The sequence below is a fragment of the Corynebacterium sp. HMSC036D03 genome (assembly GCF_001836185.1).
Classification (GTDB): Bacteria; Actinomycetota; Actinomycetes; order Mycobacteriales; family Mycobacteriaceae; genus Corynebacterium; species Corynebacterium simulans.
Genome location: NZ_KV827708.1, coordinates 61,062 through 75,592, shown reverse-complemented (window position 1 = coordinate 75,592; position 14,531 = coordinate 61,062). Strand labels below are relative to the sequence as shown.

Annotated in this window: 15 protein-coding genes; 10 read left to right on the top strand and 5 right to left on the bottom strand. The window is 54.7% G+C overall.

The window, feature by feature from the left end; genetic code table 11:
• Nucleotides 1–3: 3 nt before the first annotated feature.
• On the top strand, nt 4–774 hold the full coding sequence (locus tag HMPREF2692_RS00365; protein WP_061924139.1) for a TetR/AcrR family transcriptional regulator: 771 nt from the start codon (nt 4–6) through the stop codon (nt 772–774).
• 66 nt (nt 775–840) lie between these two features.
• On the opposite strand, the gene clpX is transcribed toward HMPREF2692_RS00365, so the two are convergent.
• Together clpX and HMPREF2692_RS00355 are read right to left on the bottom strand one after the other, a co-directional pair.
• A complete protein-coding gene (gene clpX / locus HMPREF2692_RS00360) occupies nt 841–2,136 on the bottom strand; it encodes an ATP-dependent Clp protease ATP-binding subunit ClpX (RefSeq protein ID WP_061924143.1) in 1,296 nt (431 codons plus the stop codon).
• Nucleotides 2,137–2,439: 303 nt separating this feature from the next.
• The gene (locus HMPREF2692_RS00355) at nt 2,440–3,939 is read right to left on the bottom strand and encodes a peptide MFS transporter (RefSeq protein WP_062043551.1); all 1,500 of its coding nucleotides are present in this window, start codon (nt 3,937–3,939) and stop codon (nt 2,440–2,442) included.
• Nucleotides 3,940–4,224: 285 nt separating this feature from the next.
• Here HMPREF2692_RS00355 and HMPREF2692_RS00350 point away from each other — a divergent pair, with 285 nt between their 5' ends.
• From HMPREF2692_RS00350 to HMPREF2692_RS00340, 3 genes are read left to right on the top strand one after another with little or no spacing between them, the layout of a single operon-like run.
• Nucleotides 4,225–4,578: a GntR family transcriptional regulator gene (locus tag HMPREF2692_RS00350; protein ID WP_062043548.1), complete on the top strand. Its 354-nt coding sequence runs from the start codon at nt 4,225–4,227 to the stop codon at nt 4,576–4,578.
• A gap of 2 nt (nt 4,579–4,580) precedes the next feature.
• On the top strand, nt 4,581–5,399 hold the full coding sequence (locus tag HMPREF2692_RS00345) for an ATP-binding cassette domain-containing protein (protein WP_062043544.1): 819 nt from the start codon (nt 4,581–4,583) through the stop codon (nt 5,397–5,399).
• 12 nt (nt 5,400–5,411) lie between these two features.
• Nucleotides 5,412–6,089 (top strand): hypothetical protein, encoded by a 678-nt coding sequence (locus HMPREF2692_RS00340; protein ID WP_061924156.1) that lies wholly within the window; start codon nt 5,412–5,414, stop codon nt 6,087–6,089.
• A gap of 94 nt (nt 6,090–6,183) precedes the next feature.
• Here HMPREF2692_RS00340 and HMPREF2692_RS00335 read toward each other — a convergent pair whose 3' ends face one another.
• Both HMPREF2692_RS00335 and HMPREF2692_RS00330 read right to left on the bottom strand, forming a co-directional pair.
• Nucleotides 6,184–6,807, bottom strand: a complete 624-nt coding sequence (locus HMPREF2692_RS00335; protein WP_061924159.1) for an ATP-dependent Clp protease proteolytic subunit — start codon at nt 6,805–6,807, stop codon at nt 6,184–6,186.
• A gap of 21 nt (nt 6,808–6,828) precedes the next feature.
• Entirely contained in the window at nt 6,829–7,428 is a 600-nt protein-coding gene (locus tag HMPREF2692_RS00330; protein ID WP_062043541.1) for an ATP-dependent Clp protease proteolytic subunit, read from the bottom strand.
• Nucleotides 7,429–7,565: 137 nt separating this feature from the next.
• Here HMPREF2692_RS00330 and HMPREF2692_RS00325 point away from each other — a divergent pair, with 137 nt between their 5' ends.
• The 6 genes from HMPREF2692_RS00325 (at nt 7,566) to HMPREF2692_RS00300 (ending at nt 12,997) form a co-directional block, all read left to right on the top strand.
• Entirely contained in the window at nt 7,566–8,246 is a 681-nt protein-coding gene (locus HMPREF2692_RS00325; protein ID WP_061924164.1) for a metal-dependent transcriptional regulator, read from the top strand.
• 117 nt (nt 8,247–8,363) lie between these two features.
• Nucleotides 8,364–8,822, top strand: a complete 459-nt coding sequence (gene nrdI / locus HMPREF2692_RS00320; RefSeq protein WP_062043538.1) for a class Ib ribonucleoside-diphosphate reductase assembly flavoprotein NrdI — start codon at nt 8,364–8,366, stop codon at nt 8,820–8,822.
• 35 nt (nt 8,823–8,857) lie between these two features.
• Nucleotides 8,858–11,056, top strand: a complete 2,199-nt coding sequence (gene nrdE / locus HMPREF2692_RS00315) for a class 1b ribonucleoside-diphosphate reductase subunit alpha (protein WP_061924170.1) — start codon at nt 8,858–8,860, stop codon at nt 11,054–11,056.
• Between the two features lie 53 nt (nt 11,057–11,109).
• Entirely contained in the window at nt 11,110–12,135 is a 1,026-nt protein-coding gene (gene nrdF / locus HMPREF2692_RS00310; protein WP_082778640.1) for a class 1b ribonucleoside-diphosphate reductase subunit beta, read from the top strand.
• Entirely contained in the window at nt 12,116–12,391 is a 276-nt protein-coding gene (locus HMPREF2692_RS00305; protein WP_062043534.1) for a hypothetical protein, read from the top strand. The genes nrdF and HMPREF2692_RS00305 overlap by 20 nt, the downstream gene beginning before the upstream one ends.
• Before the next feature lie 30 nt (nt 12,392–12,421).
• Nucleotides 12,422–12,997 carry an NADPH-dependent FMN reductase gene (locus HMPREF2692_RS00300; protein WP_061924173.1) on the top strand — a complete coding sequence of 192 codons (576 nt, stop codon included), beginning with the start codon at nt 12,422–12,424 and terminating at the stop codon, nt 12,995–12,997.
• 106 nt (nt 12,998–13,103) lie between these two features.
• Here the strand turns inward: HMPREF2692_RS00300 and tig are convergent, their stop codons facing one another.
• Entirely contained in the window at nt 13,104–14,462 is a 1,359-nt protein-coding gene (gene tig, locus HMPREF2692_RS00295) for a trigger factor (protein WP_061924176.1), read from the bottom strand.
• Between the last annotated feature and the right edge of the window lie 69 nt (nt 14,463–14,531).

The following is a 14,531-nucleotide window of genomic DNA, read 5'->3' as shown; positions in this document are numbered from 1 at the left end:
ACAATGACCATGGACGCCACTGATTCGGCTTCGCCCGATTCCGTCGGCACCGCCGAGCTTACGGGCTCCGTCGACAAAGTAATCGACGTCGCCATCGAGCAGTTCTCCGAGTTGGGATTCGCTGACACCAAGTTGGACAACATTTCCCGCCTCGCCGGCATGTCCAAGCGCATGATCCATTACCACTTTGGTGACAAAAAGGGCCTGTACCAGCAGGCCCTCACGGTTGCGGCACGCCTCCTCAACCCACCGGCAGGCAGCCTTGAGCTGGACTCTGCAGTCCCAGTGGAAGGCGTACGCACGCTCGTAGACTGGCTTTTCAAGCAGCACGTTGAGCACCCAGAGGCCATCCGCATGATGACGATGGAATCCTCCACCGGCGCGCTTGATGGCGGCCACGCGCTAATCGACGTCTCCGAAGTTTTCCTTCACTTGGACAAACTTCTGATGCTGGGCCAGGACTCCGGCGCCTTCCGCCCGGGCATTTCGGCCAACGATATCTTCACCCTCATTGCCTCCCTCACGATGTACCGCGTGACCAATCGCTCGATGATGCAGAATTTGTTGGACATCGACATGCGCAGCCCCGAAAACACCGACGGCATGCACCGCATGACTGTCGACGCAGTCCTGGCATTCCTTACCACCAACATCCCGGATTCCGGGCACAGCTCCTACCTCACCACCAGCGCCGCCGACGAAGACAACGACGCTAGCCCGCAGGATATCTACTCCAGCGACGAAGAGCAGGCCGCATCGGATATTTACGAATAAAGCCTAAAAGAGCCGCCTTTTAGAAGGCGGCTCTTTTTACATGTGGGCTAGAGGGAAACGCGCTAGCTAGGCAGATTCCTTTTCGGCGTCAGAGTAGACAAACTCCGGCTCGCCCTCGCCCTTAACGCAGGCCTCGGTAATGTGCACGGCCGTGATGTCCTCGCGGTCTGGCAGGTCATACATGATGGGAACGAGCAGCTCCTCCATGATGGCGCGCAAGCCACGAGCGCCGGTCTTGCGCTCAAGCGCGAGCTCGGCAATGGAGCCCAAGGCCTCGTCTGCGAAGACCAGTTCCGCGCCATCCATCTCGAAGAGGCGCTGATATTGCTTGATGAGCGAGTTCTTCGGCTCCACCAAGACCTTGACCAAGGACTCACGATCGAGGTTGTCCACGGTGGCCACAACCGGCAAGCGGCCGATGAACTCCGGGATAAGTCCGAACTTTACGAGATCCTCAGGGCGTACCTCAGAGAAGAGGTCGAGCTTTTCGCGCTCGCTGGCAGTCTCGAGCTTCGCGCCAAAGCCCACGCCCTTCTTGCCCACGCGCTCTGCGATGACTTTATCGAGACCAGCAAAGGCGCCAGCAACGATGAACAGGATGTTCGAGGTATCGAGCTGGATGAACTCTTGGTTGGGGTGCTTACGGCCACCCTGCGGCGGGATGGCGGCTACGGTGCCCTCCAAGATCTTCAGCAGGGCTTGCTGCACACCCTCACCGGAAACGTCACGAGTAATGGATGGGTTTTCAGACTTGCGGGAAATCTTGTCCACCTCATCGACGTAGATGATGCCGCGCTGCGCGCGCTCTACGTCAAAGTCTGCGGCCTGCAGGAGCTTGAGCAGGATGTTTTCTACGTCCTCGCCCACATAGCCGGCCTCGGTAAGGCTGGTGGCGTCGGCGATAGCAAAAGGAACATCCAGCATGCGAGCCAGCGTCTGCGCAAGGTAGGTCTTGCCGGAACCGGTAGGACCGAGCAGCAGGATGTTGGACTTAGCGATCTCGACGTCCTCATCCTCGACTTTCTTGCGGCGGCTTTCCAGGCCCGCTGCTTCTTCTGCCTTGATGCGCTTGTAGTGGTTATAAACCGCCACCGAAAGCACGCGCTTGGCCTGGTCCTGGCCGATGACGTACTTATCAAGGAAGGAGGAAATCTCCGAAGGGCGCGGAAGCTTTACTTCCTTCTCGGCATTGTCAGCCGCGGCGGCTGCGCCGAGTTCTTCTTCGATGATCTCATTACACAGCTCGATGCACTCATCACAGATGTAGACACCGCCGCCGGCGATGAGCTTTTTCACCTGTTTCTGGCTCTTGCCACAAAAGGAGCACTTGAGCAGGTCAGCGCTTTCTTGCATACGTGCCATTAAGGTCTTTCCACTCGCTTTTGATTATTGATTGTGGTGGGAAGATTCTAGGATGCCAATCCTTTGCATCCGGCGCCCTTAAAAAGAACGCGTCCCACAGATACTTCCACCTTAGTAAATCAACGCGACACCGCCCTCATTCATTCCTCCGCGTGGCGCAGCCTCAACCCCTCCTTGAGACTTCCCTTTTTGCAGTTCACCCACATTATGCGCCGACTTTCAGCAAGCAACGCAGGGACCAAGAAAACGGCGACGACGCCGCGGGTCTTAAGACCAACGGCGTCGGAAAGCATCGGCTCCTTTTTAGCGGAAGGTGGCGAAGTTCTTAACCACCCAGCGGCTGACTGCCAAGACCAGCAGACCCAGAACGATGGAAGCGATGCCCAGGGAGATAAAGAAGGTATTCTCCGCGCCAGCGTCCTCCGGGTTGTAGAAACCAGCCAGGGAGCCAGCCAGGGAGGTACCCATGGCAACGGCCATCATCCACACCGCCATCATGCGGGAGGGGAAGGCACGTGGCGCGACCTTCGTAGCAAGCGAGTTACCAACCGGGGACAGCAAAAGCTCGCCCATGGTGAACAGGAAGAGGATGCCAATGATGGCAAACATCGGCGTGGAATTTGCACCGGTACCGGAGTACGGCAGGAAGAAGAACAAAGAAATACCGATGATGATGTTCGCGGCGCCGAACTTCACCGGCGTGGACCACTGACGGTTACCGAGCTTGGTCCACATCGTTGCGAAAATCGCAGAGAAGACCACGATGAAGACCGGGTTGAAGGACTGCACCAGTGACGGCGGAATCTCGATACCGAAGAAGTTACGGTCCAAGCGCACATCCGCGTAGATGGTCATGACGGTGAACTGCTGCTGGAAGATACCGAAGAACAAAACACCAGAGACAAACAGCGGGATAAATCCCAGCAGACGCTTCTTCTCTTCCGCATCAACCAGCTCGGAGAAGTACATCTGGCACCACAATACGATTGCCGCCAACAGCGCAACGACGGTGACGATGTTGGATAGCCAATCGACCTTGACAACGCCGGTTGCGATGGAAATTACCGCAATTGCCACGATGCCAAGGACGGCAGCTAGGCCGAGCAGCATCTGCTTGCTGCTAGCAGGGTTCGGGACCTCGTGGCCTGCATCCTTGATGGTGGACTTGCGCATCAGGGTGTACTGAATCAGGCCCGCGAACATGCCGATTGCCGCGAGGCCAAAGCCCCAGTGGAATCCCTTCCAGCCCCACATGATTGTTGTGACAAACGGGCCTAATAGAGCGCCGATGTTGACACCCATGTAGAAGATGGAGAAACCACCGTCACGGCGGGTGTCATCACGGCTATATAGCGAGCCAAGCACCACCTGGGCGGTGGTCTTCACGCCGCCAGAGCCGATGGCAATGAGAACCAAACCAATCGCCAGACCAATAACGTCCGGAATAAACGCCAGAGCGATATGACCGAGCATCACCAGGTTCGCGGAGTAGAACAGGGTGCGCTCCGGGCCCAAAATTCGGTCTGCAACCAAAGAGGCCAAAAGGCAGGCCATATAGACCAGACCGCCGTAGGCACCAACCACGGACGTTGCAGCGGTCTTGTCCATGCCTAGTCCGCCATCGGTGACGGAGTAGTACATATAGAGCAAAACGATCGACTGCATGCCGTAGAAGCTGAAACGCTCCCACATCTCGATGCCAAATAGGTTGGCTAGGCCCCACGGATGCCCGAAGAACAGTCTTTCTTCAGGCTCCGTTTTGTGTGCTGTCGCGCCAGACAGCTGCGTATTGTGATCTGACATATAAATAGTTGACCACTAATTCTCGGTAACAACAAATCGGTTGGTTGCCCGAAATATTTGTTAAAGCACGCGGCTGCAGAAAGTTCCACGTCATGGCCCCGCACTGCGAAAACTTTCACACCTATATTTGCAGCCGAATTGACCAAGGGTCGGAGCATCAACCTCCGCTTCTGCCGCTTGCTCTTGACGACACATCAAAGCTCATTTAGGGTTACCCACATAGGTGGTAAACCCACAAACCCACAAACCGCTTTGTTATCAGTCACGCATCCGAAAAGAGGTCTCATGGGCAATCCCCTCCCCCTCTACCAACAACTCGCCAGCGGCATCCGCGACATGATCATGTCCGGCCAGCTCGCCCCCGGCGACCGAGCCCCCAGCACAAACGAGCTTTCCGCATTCCACTCAGTCAACCCCACGACAGCGTCCAAGGCCTTAACCGCGCTCTTCGACGAAGGCCTGCTCGAAAAGCGTCGCGGACTTGGAATGTTCGTCACTCCCGAAGCGCGCACCCGCGTTGCAGAAAAGCGTCGTGCCGCATTACATGAGGATTTCGTCGCACCGCTTCTAGCCGAAGCACGAGCCCTCGGAATCACAACGGCTGAGCTCATCGAACTCATCAAAAGCGAAGGAGAATAACCATGCACACTATCGAGGCAAAAGACCTCCGAGTAAAGGACTTTCTCCATGCTCACTCGATCCGATTGAAGCCCGGAATCTACGGCATTATCGGCACCAACGGTGCGGGCAAGACGACGCTTATGAGAGCGATTGCGGGTCACCTTCCAATGACATCCGGCTCTATCGAGACTGCCCCAACTGCCCTTGCACGCACTGGCGCTGACATTTTGCTGGCGGGGCACACAGTGAAAGATCACCTTCACATCGCCCAGAAAGCACGAGGCGAACTCGACATCGCCTATGCGAACCGTCTCCTAGCCCGCTTTGAGCTTCACCCCTCAGAGGTCTGCTCGAGGCTTTCCACCGGCAAGCGCCAATTGATTGCCAACATCACCGTTCTTGCTGCACGCACGCCTGTCACGCTGATGGATGAGCCTTTCACTGGGCTAGACGTACCGACGCGTGAGGTACTGCGCCAAGTCATCATCGAACACGCATCCCACAACGACGATTGGACGTTACTTCTATCCTCACATCGCGCCGAGGATCTCGCTGGCCTCGTTGAGGGGCTCATCGTCGTGCAGAAAGGCCGCGCGGTTGGTCCACTTCTGCTCGACGAACAGCGGGAACTATATCCACTGTTCACGGGCGAGAGCAGTGCCGTTGATGACGCAGTTGCCGCACTCACGGGGAGCGTCGTCAGCCAGCAAAAGCTCGGGCGAACCTCTCGCGTACGTGTCCAACTAGCGGAGCCGCTGAATACTCCTCTCCACGGCATAGACACCGATTTCCCAGACGACGTCCAACTCATCGACTCACTTGTATCCGCACAGCTTTAAAGGAGCAACACCATGACCGCACTCGTTTCGGCACACCGAAAGACAATCGCAGTATTTGCACCCCTCATCATTGTGCTCGCCGTGGGCGCTTACCTAGTTCCGCATGACTCCAGCCAAGTTAGCGTTAATCCCACTTTCTGGATCATCTTCTCGGCTATCTTTTGGGCGATACTTTGCGCAAGCGCAACCTCGCAGTTCAAGGTTTTGCGCAGCCTCGATATGCCGCAGAAGCGGTGGCAGATCGCAGCTCACGGGTTTGCCATCGTGGGTTCCGTCATCTTTGGACTCGTCGCCGCCGCAGCACATTACATCGCGGTATCCGCAGGCGTTGATGTCGATAGCTCTTTTGAGGTTGCTGTCAACGGCGATACCGGCACCCTTCCAACTTGGTTAGCTCATTTGCTTTCTGTCCTGGCATTCCTGACCACTTACCTCGTTGCAGGCTATGCTGGCACGGCGATAGGGATGCTCTTCAAAGCGCTTGATAATAGAAGTATCGCTATGCGAACCATCACCGCCGCTGGAGGCATTCTCCTAGTCTATTTCCTAGCAATCGCGATAAACTGGGCCGCATACACCTTCAGTATCCCAATCGAGGCACCGTACCCAGGCCTATTCATTTTCAGCGGTATCGCTATCATCGTCAGCGTTGTGCTGATGTGGCGGCTGCCTAGACACATCCATCCGTAGAACGGGTTTGGGTGACGCACCAAGACCTATAGAACTAAAACCAAAGCCCTTGCACCACGAATACGGTGCAAGGGCTTTAGCTTAACTACTGGTTTTAGGCGTTGAGCTTGCGGTAATCAAAGACGGTATCGATGATGCCGTACTCAACGGCTTCCTGGGCGGTCAGGATCTTGTCGCGGTCAGTGTCCTCACGGACCTGGTCTGCGGTGCGGCCGGTGTGCTCAGCGAGGGTGGTCTCCATGAGGCGGCGCATGCGCTCGATCTCGTTAGCCTCGATCTCTAGGTCAGAAACCTGGCCCTGGGTGCCCTGGGTGCGTGGCTGGTGAATCAGCACGCGGGAGTTCGGCAGTGCCGCACGCTTGCCCGGTGCGCCGGCAGCCAGCAGGACGGCTGCAGCAGATGCAGCCTGGCCCAGGCACACGGTCTGCACATCAGGACGTACGTAGCGCATGGTGTCGTAGATAGCCATCAGCGCGGTAAAGGAGCCACCCGGGGAGTTGATGTACATGGTGATGTCGCGATCTGGATCCTGGGACTCGAGGACCAGCAGCTGCGCCATGATGTCATTCGCCGAGGTGTCATCAACCTGGGTGCCAAGGAAGATGATGCGCTCTTCGAAGAGCTTGGAGTACGGGTTGGTGGTCTTAGAGCCTTGTGCGTTCTGCTCGACAAACTCCGGCAGAACGTAGCGGGAATTAGGCATTTGAAGGTTAGACATAGTGATAATTCTCCTTATTCCCTAGTTATTGATCGGGCCGTTTACGGACTCGATGACGTGGTCAACGATGCCGTATTCCTTGGCCTGCTGTGCGGTGAACCAACGGTCACGGTCAGAATCCTTGGTGATTTGCTCAAAGCTCTGGCCGGTATGCTCAGCGATCAGCTGCGCCATTTCGCGCTTGGTCTGAGCAAACTGCTCAGCCTGGATGGCGATGTCAGCAGCAGTGCCACCCACGCCAGCGGAAGGCTGGTGCATCATGATGCGAGCATGTGGCAGAGCGTAGCGCTTGCCCTTGGTGCCGCCGGAGAGCAAGAACTGGCCCATGGAAGCTGCCAGACCCATGCCATAGGTAGCAATATCGCACGGCGAGTACTTCATCGTGTCGTAAATGGCCATGCCCGCGGTAACGGAGCCACCCGGCGAATTGATATAAAGCGAAATATCGCGCGTGGGATCCTCTGCGGACAGCAGGAGAATCTGGGCGCACAGCTTGTTCGCAATCTCATCATCCACCTGGGTTCCCAGGAAGATAATGCGCTCGCGCAAGAGGCGCTCATAGACGCTATCGCCCAGGCTCATACCAGTAGCGGATGAGTTCATTGAAATCTTCTCAGACATTAATGATGCTCCTTCAATTGAAAAATTTTTAACTGGCCCCACCTTACCGACATTCTTCTCAAATTTGGCCCCTGTTCGCTATGAGCGTTGGGAGCGCTACGTCAGCACACACTAAGGTGCTGGGTTAAGATTTTCCCATGTCTGTTTCCGAGCTTTCCACTAGCACACAGAATTATTTGAAAGCCATCTGGGGGCTAAAGGAATGGTCATCTGAGCCCGTAACCGCCACGCTTATTTCAGCACAGTTAGGGCTCAAACTCTCCTCAGTCTCCGATGCAGTGCGCAAAATGGCCAAGCAAGGGTTGGTATCACACACACCTTACGGAGCAGTGGAGCTCACCGATCGGGGTAGACAGTATGCATTGGATATGGTGCGCCGTCACCGATTGCTTGAATCTTTCTTGGTACAGGCATTGGACTATACATGGGACGAAGTCCATGACGAAGCAGAAAACCTCGAACACGCAGTGTCGGACATGCTGATAGAGCGCGTGGACAAGTTCCTCAATTTTCCCAGCAGGGATCCACACGGCGATCCTATTCCCACAGTTGATGGGAACATCACAATTCCTCGTGCACACCGGCTCTCTGACAGCGGAGCACAATCTCAGGTGATCGTTGAACGAATCTCCGATTCCGATCCACAACTACTAGCTTTCCTGAAAGAACACGGCATCGTCACGGGTGCCGTTCTAGACACGCGCGAAGGAGCCCCCTTTTCAGAATCACTCGAAGTGCGAGTATTTGGTAGCGCTCCGTGGGTACTGCTCGGACGCCCGGCTACCGACGCAGTTTTTGTAGCTCCTCATACCCCATAAAAGCCATCCCCCTCCATCTAAACCTAACATTACCTGCCCTTTTAAAATATACGTTGCAACGTAGTTTGCAACTACGCTCACACGTAGTTACGCTTTCGGATATCACATATCCCACGAATGGCTCAGGCCAGGATGAGCAGGATTGCTATGTCAGACTCACCAGATTTGGTGTACTTTTCGAGCGTTTCTGAAAACACAAAAAGATTTGTTGAACGCCTAGGCAGACCCGCAGTGCGAATTCCACTACGGCCCAAGAAAAACGGAATGATCCAGGTTTCACACCCGTATGTACTCGTCGTCCCCACCTACGGAGGCGGCTCTCTCAAACGCGCGGTTCCTAAACAGGTCATCACTTTCCTTAACGACCCAATCAATCGATCCTTTATCCGCGGCGTCATTTCCTCAGGAAACACCAATTTCGGAAACGCCTACTGCGTAGCCGGCCAAATCATTTCCGCCAAGTGCCACGTGCCCGAGCTGTATCACTTCGAGCTACTCGGCACCCAAAAAGATATTGACACCGTAAAACAAGGTCTTCACAAGTTTTGGGAACAGCAAGAACACGTCAAAAAATGAAGAACACGTCCGGACCACACAGATTGGACTACACAATGACCCCTCCGCAGACCACACCCACGCAGCCTGTTGACGCAGCCCATCGCATCACCACCGGTGCTAACGACGAAGGCGGCGTTGGTAAGCGCAAAAGTTACCATGCGCTCAACGCGCAGCTGAACTTATTCGATTCTTCCGGGAGAATTCAGTTCGACAAAGATATTGAGGCAGCACAAGATTATTTAGCCCACCATGTTGCTCCCCGCATGCGCACATTTAGCTCCACCACGGAACGCCTGGAATGGTTAGTAGATAATGAATACTACGAGCGGGGTTTCCTCGAACTTTACGAGGACGAGTTCCTGTGCGCCATATATGACAGAGCACATCGCGCCCAGCATCGGTTCCGCACATTCCTCGGCGCATTTAAGTTCTTTACTTCCTACGCGCTAAAAACCTTTGACGGCTCAACACTCCTTGAAGGCTACGAAGAACGCGTCACCACCACAGCTCTTTACCTGGCACAAGGCGACAAAGTTCTTGCAGAGAAACTGGTGGACGACATCATGTCCGGACGATTCCAGCCCGCCACCCCTACTTTTCTCAACGCAGGCAAGGCTCAGCGCGGTGAAATGGTGTCTTGCTTCCTCCTGCGAATAGAAGACAACTTGGAAAGCATTGGCCGCAGTGTGAACTCCGCGCTACAACTATCAAAACGCGGCGGTGGCGTGGCCCTATTGCTAAGCAATCTGCGCGAATCCGGAGCCCCGATCAAAAAGATTGAGAACCAAGCATCCGGCGTAGTCCCAGTTATGAAGATTCTGGAGGATAGTTTCAGCTATGCCAACCAACTGGGAGCCCGCCAGGGCGCTGGGGCTGTCTACCTGCATGCGCATCACCCAGATATTCTTCGCTTCCTCGATACCAAACGGGAAAATGCAGATGAAAAAGTTCGCATCAAGACCCTTTCACTGGGTGTCGTTATTCCGGATATAACGTTTCGCCTGGCCAAAGAGAACAAGGACATGCATCTGTTTAGTCCATATGACATTGCTCGCGAATACGGCGTGCCCATGTCCGACATGTCTATCACCGAGCATTACGACGAGCTGGTGACCAATCCGCGAATTTCGCACACCACCATCAAGGCCAGGGAGTTTTTCACTACGCTTGCTGAGCTTCAATTTGAATCTGGATACCCCTATATCCTCTTCGAAGATACGGTCAATCGCTCTAATCCCCTCAAAGGACGTATCAATATGTCCAACCTGTGTAGCGAGATCCTTCAAGTCAACACGCCATCCACTCTTGGCCCATCTGGCAACTACACCACCATCGGCCAAGACATTTCATGCAATCTGGGTTCGCTCAACATCGCTAAGGCCTTTGCATCACCGGATTTTGGAGCAACTGTAGAAACCGCAGTGCGCGCGCTCACCCAAGTCTCAGATCTTACCGATATCGAAGCAGTTCCTTCCATTGCTAAAGGCAATAAATCCATGCACGCGATTGGTTTGGGGCAGATGAATCTCCATGGTTTCCTTGCTTCCAAACGGATTCCCTATGGCTGCGCCGAGGCTTTGGACTTTACCAACTTCTATTTCCTGACTGTGACCTATCATGCGCTGCGCACATCCCATGCGTTAGCGGTAGAGAAAGGTCAGCGATTCCAGGGTTTTGAAGACTCTGCTTATGCCTCCGGCGCATTCTTCGACAAGTATCTCAAACAGGAATGGGTACCTGCCACCAAGCGAGTAGAGCAGCTTTTCCATGAAGCAGGCGTGCGGATTCCTACACGCGAGGACTGGCTGAAATTAAAGAATCAGGTGGCCCGAGACGGAATATATAACGCCTATCTACAGGCAGTTCCACCCACTGGATCAATTGCCTACATCAATGATTCGACTGCATCCATCCACCCGATTGCCTCCAAGATCGAAATTCGCAAGGAAGGCCGCTTGGGGCGCGTGTACTTCCCCGCACCGGAAATGACCAACGACAATGTGGAGTATTTCGAGGACTCTTTCACCGTGGGATACGAGAAAATCATTGATACCTACGCCATGGCCACGCAGCACGTGGACCAAGGCCTTTCTCTGACCTTGTTCTTTACTGCCGACAGCACCACTAGGGATATCAACAGGGCGCAAATCTATGCCTGGAAGGCCGGCATCAAGACCTTGTACTACATCCGTTTACGCCAATCCGCGCTCCAAGGCACCGAGGTCGAAGGCTGCGTCTCCTGCGCTTTATAGGAGCACTGCCCTCCCATCTTTTGCACTACCAATTCACCCGAAAGGAAAAAGTAATGACTTCAACATCGAACGCTGCTGCGTTAACTAGCATCTCTGTTACGCCTCCGAGCTTCCGACATGATCCCTCAGCCCGCATCCGCCCCATCAATTGGAACCGTGTGAGTGACGAAAAGGATCTTGAAGTATGGAACCGGCTCACCGCCAATTTCTGGCTGCCGGAGAAAGTGCCGCTTTCTAATGATCTCTCAGCCTGGCAGAAAATGACGCCCTCAGAGCGTAACCTCACCATGCGGGTGTTCACAGGTCTGACCACTTTAGATACCGTGCAGGCTACCGTGGGAGAAATCTGCCAAATTCAAGACGCCCGCACCGAGCATGAGCAGGCCGTTTACACCAACATTGCCTTCATGCAATCAGTTCACGCCCGTTCTTATTCTTCAGTGTTTTCTACGCTAAGCAGCACAAAGGAAATCGACGAAGCCTACCGCTGGGCGGTGAATAATGACCTTCTCCAAGCACGTGCCAAGAAAGTCCTCACGCACTATTTCGGGCCGGATCCGCTCAAGCGCAAGGTATCATCGACGCTTCTTTCTTCGCTCCTTCTATACGCGGGTTTCTATCTCCCCTTACACTTTTCTGTCCACGCCACCCTGACCAATACGGCAGACATGATTCGCCTCATTCTGCGTGACAAGGCAGTACACGGCTACTACTCGGGATATAAATACCAGCGTGGCCTAGAATCTTCTTCTCCTCAAAGGCAAAAAGAGATGAAGAATTTCACCATCTCTTTGCTCGAGGAGCTCTATTCCCTAGAGCTGGAATACTCCGGCGAACTATATGAACCATTAGGACTCATGGACGATGTGGCCGTCTTCGTTCGCTATAACGCAAATAAGGCCCTGATGAACTTGGGCTACCCAGATTACTTCCCACCTGAGGAAACGGAAGTTAACCCAGAAATTCTCGCCGCCCTAGCTCCTGGAGCAGACGAGAACCATGACTTCTTCTCTGGTTCAGGCTCCTCCTATGTCATTGGTACCGCTGAAGAAACGAGTGATGATGACTGGGATTTCTAAACCCTTCCCACGACCAGACCAAGGAAGCTGGCTTGAAACCATTGCATTGTTTGAGGCTATTCGTGAAGGAAACCAACCTGCGGCATTGCGGCTGCTACAAACCTCGGCCGCACGCGAGGCCGTCCTGGGAGGGCTTTTGGGCCTCATTGAACTGTATTTCCGCAATGAAGAAGATGACAAAATAGAGGGATTTCTCGCTGCCGCCCACAGTGCCGGCCCGCCCCCAGCTTTCGGTTGCAAGCCTTTTCTCCCTTAATCCAGCCCCAATGAAGAAAGAAGGTTCAGCATGACTTCCACCCCACGCATCACCGTTATCGTAGGTAGCCTGCGTCGCGGATCAATTGCGCGCAAGATTGCGCACGAAGTACTCACAATGATCCCGAAAGACTACGAGGCAAACATCCTCGAAATCCGCAACTTGCCCCTTTATGACTTCGACTACGATGATCCCGCGGTCACGGACAAGCCAACTCCGGCCGAGTACACCACCTTCCGCGACACCATCAAGAACTCTAGCGGAGTCCTTTTCATTACGCCCGAAAACAACCGCACAATCCCCGCATGCCTCAAAAACGCAGTGGACATCGGTTCTAAACCCAACTCAGATGTGGCTTGGAAGAACCTTCCCGCAGGAATCATCAGCCACTCTGTAGGGCGCATGGGCGGGTATAGCTCACAAAAGAACCTCCGATTGGCCCTGTCTTACTTTGATATGCCTTTTCCTGGGCAGCCCGAGGTATTCCTCGGCCAATCACCCACCCTTTTCGAAGACTCGGGCCGCCTTAATGAACACACCGCAGAATTTGTAAAGGACTACGTCATGCGCTTCCTGGCTCTGGTGGACAATGCCTTAACCAGCTAGGACCCACGCACATCTCTAGAGGGCGTTCACGATCACGCAAACCCCGGACTCATTCATGAATCCGGGGTTTGCTAGTGCGCTAGAAACCGCTCGCTACGAAAGAAACCTACTTCTCCTCGGTAGCATCTTCAGCGCCCTCTTCTTCGACCTCGCCGAAGTACTGGTCGACGTCAACCTTGTTGCCGTCCTCGTCCTTGACGTCAACGCGGCAGATAGCGGCTGCGAGAGCCTTGCCACGGCGAACATCAGAGAAGAGGTTTGCAATCTGGCCATTGGACTGCAGCTGCTGAATGAACTGGTTCGGGTCCATGCCGTAGGACTGAGCGGTGAACAGGATGTGGTCGGTCAGCTCCTGCTGGGAGACCTCAGGCTGCTCTTCCTCAGCAACGGCATCCAGGAACAGCTGGGTGCGGACGGACTCTTCAGCGGACTCGCGAGCTTCCTTATCGAACTCCTCGCGGGTGGTGCCCTGCGCCTCAAGCAGCTGTGCGAATGCCTTCTCGTCGTGAGCCAGCTGGCCCAGGATCTGGTGCAGCTGTGCGTGAACCTGCTCGTCAACGACGGAGGTCGGCAGCTCGAACTTAACGCCGTCGAGAGCAGCCTTCAGAACCTCGTCGCGGATGTTCGCAGCCTGCTCAGCCTTCTTGGACTCCTCAACACGGGTCTTGGTGGACTCGCGCAGCTCGTCCATGGTGTCGAACTCGGAAGCCATCTGTGCGAACTCATCGTCCAGTTCCGGAAGCTTGCGCTCCTTGGTCTGCTGAACGTGAACCTTGATGGTTGCTTCTTCACCAGCGTGGTCACCGGACTGGATGGTGGAGGTGAACTCGTTGTCCTCGTCGGTCTTCATGCCGCGCAGTGCGGTGTCAAGGCCCTTGATGAGGTCGTCATCACCAATCTGGTAGGACATGCCTTCGTAGGATGCCTCTTCCAGCTTCTCGCCGTCGATCTCGGTAACGATGTCGATGATGGCGAAGTCGCCGGTCTTCATCTTGCGCTTGGTGTCCTTGAGCTCACCAAAGCGTGCTGCCAAGTCCTCGAGAGCCTTGTCGACGTCCTCTTCCTTAGCCTCCAGAGCCGGAACGGTAACAGACAGCTTGGAGAAGTCCGGAACCTCGATCTCCGGGCGGATGTCAACCTCAGCGGTGAACTCGACGAAGTCGTTGTCCTCGATCTTCGCGATGTCAACCTCTGGCTGGCCGATAACCTTCAGGTCGTTTTCCTGAACTGCCTGCTCGTAACGGGTCGGCAGCATGTCATTGACAACCTGCTCGAGAATCGGGCCGCGACCAAAGCGGGCGTCGATAAGCTGGCGCGGAGCCTTACCCTTACGGAAACCTGGGATAGAAACCTGTTGTGCGATCGCCGCGTAGGCCTGATCGATTTCTTTGTCCAGCTCAGCAAACGGAACGTTGACGGTGAGCTTGACGCGGGTATCGCTCAGCTTGTCTACGGTGGTCTTCACGAGAAACTCTCCTGGCATAAATTGGTTCAGAATGTAAATAAGGGGCCTGGAAATACTTTTAAGGGTATT

Coding starts and splice junctions, on each gene's coding strand:
- HMPREF2692_RS00365 (WP_061924139.1), top strand. CDS start 4: ATGACCATGGACGCCACTGATTCGGCTTCGCCCGATTCCGTCGGCACC.
- clpX (WP_061924143.1), bottom strand. CDS start 2,136: ATGGCACGTATGCAAGAAAGCGCTGACCTGCTCAAGTGCTCCTTTTGT.
- HMPREF2692_RS00355 (WP_062043551.1), bottom strand. CDS start 3,939: ATGTCAGATCACAATACGCAGCTGTCTGGCGCGACAGCACACAAAACG.
- HMPREF2692_RS00350 (WP_062043548.1), top strand. CDS start 4,225: ATGGGCAATCCCCTCCCCCTCTACCAACAACTCGCCAGCGGCATCCGC.
- HMPREF2692_RS00345 (WP_062043544.1), top strand. CDS start 4,581: ATGCACACTATCGAGGCAAAAGACCTCCGAGTAAAGGACTTTCTCCAT.
- HMPREF2692_RS00340 (WP_061924156.1), top strand. CDS start 5,412: ATGACCGCACTCGTTTCGGCACACCGAAAGACAATCGCAGTATTTGCA.
- HMPREF2692_RS00335 (WP_061924159.1), bottom strand. CDS start 6,807: ATGTCTAACCTTCAAATGCCTAATTCCCGCTACGTTCTGCCGGAGTTT.
- HMPREF2692_RS00330 (WP_062043541.1), bottom strand. CDS start 7,428: ATGTCTGAGAAGATTTCAATGAACTCATCCGCTACTGGTATGAGCCTG.
- HMPREF2692_RS00325 (WP_061924164.1), top strand. CDS start 7,566: ATGTCTGTTTCCGAGCTTTCCACTAGCACACAGAATTATTTGAAAGCC.
- nrdI (WP_062043538.1), top strand. CDS start 8,364: ATGGCTCAGGCCAGGATGAGCAGGATTGCTATGTCAGACTCACCAGAT.
- nrdE (WP_061924170.1), top strand. CDS start 8,858: ATGACCCCTCCGCAGACCACACCCACGCAGCCTGTTGACGCAGCCCAT.
- nrdF (WP_082778640.1), top strand. CDS start 11,110: ATGACTTCAACATCGAACGCTGCTGCGTTAACTAGCATCTCTGTTACG.
- HMPREF2692_RS00305 (WP_062043534.1), top strand. CDS start 12,116: ATGATGACTGGGATTTCTAAACCCTTCCCACGACCAGACCAAGGAAGC.
- HMPREF2692_RS00300 (WP_061924173.1), top strand. CDS start 12,422: ATGACTTCCACCCCACGCATCACCGTTATCGTAGGTAGCCTGCGTCGC.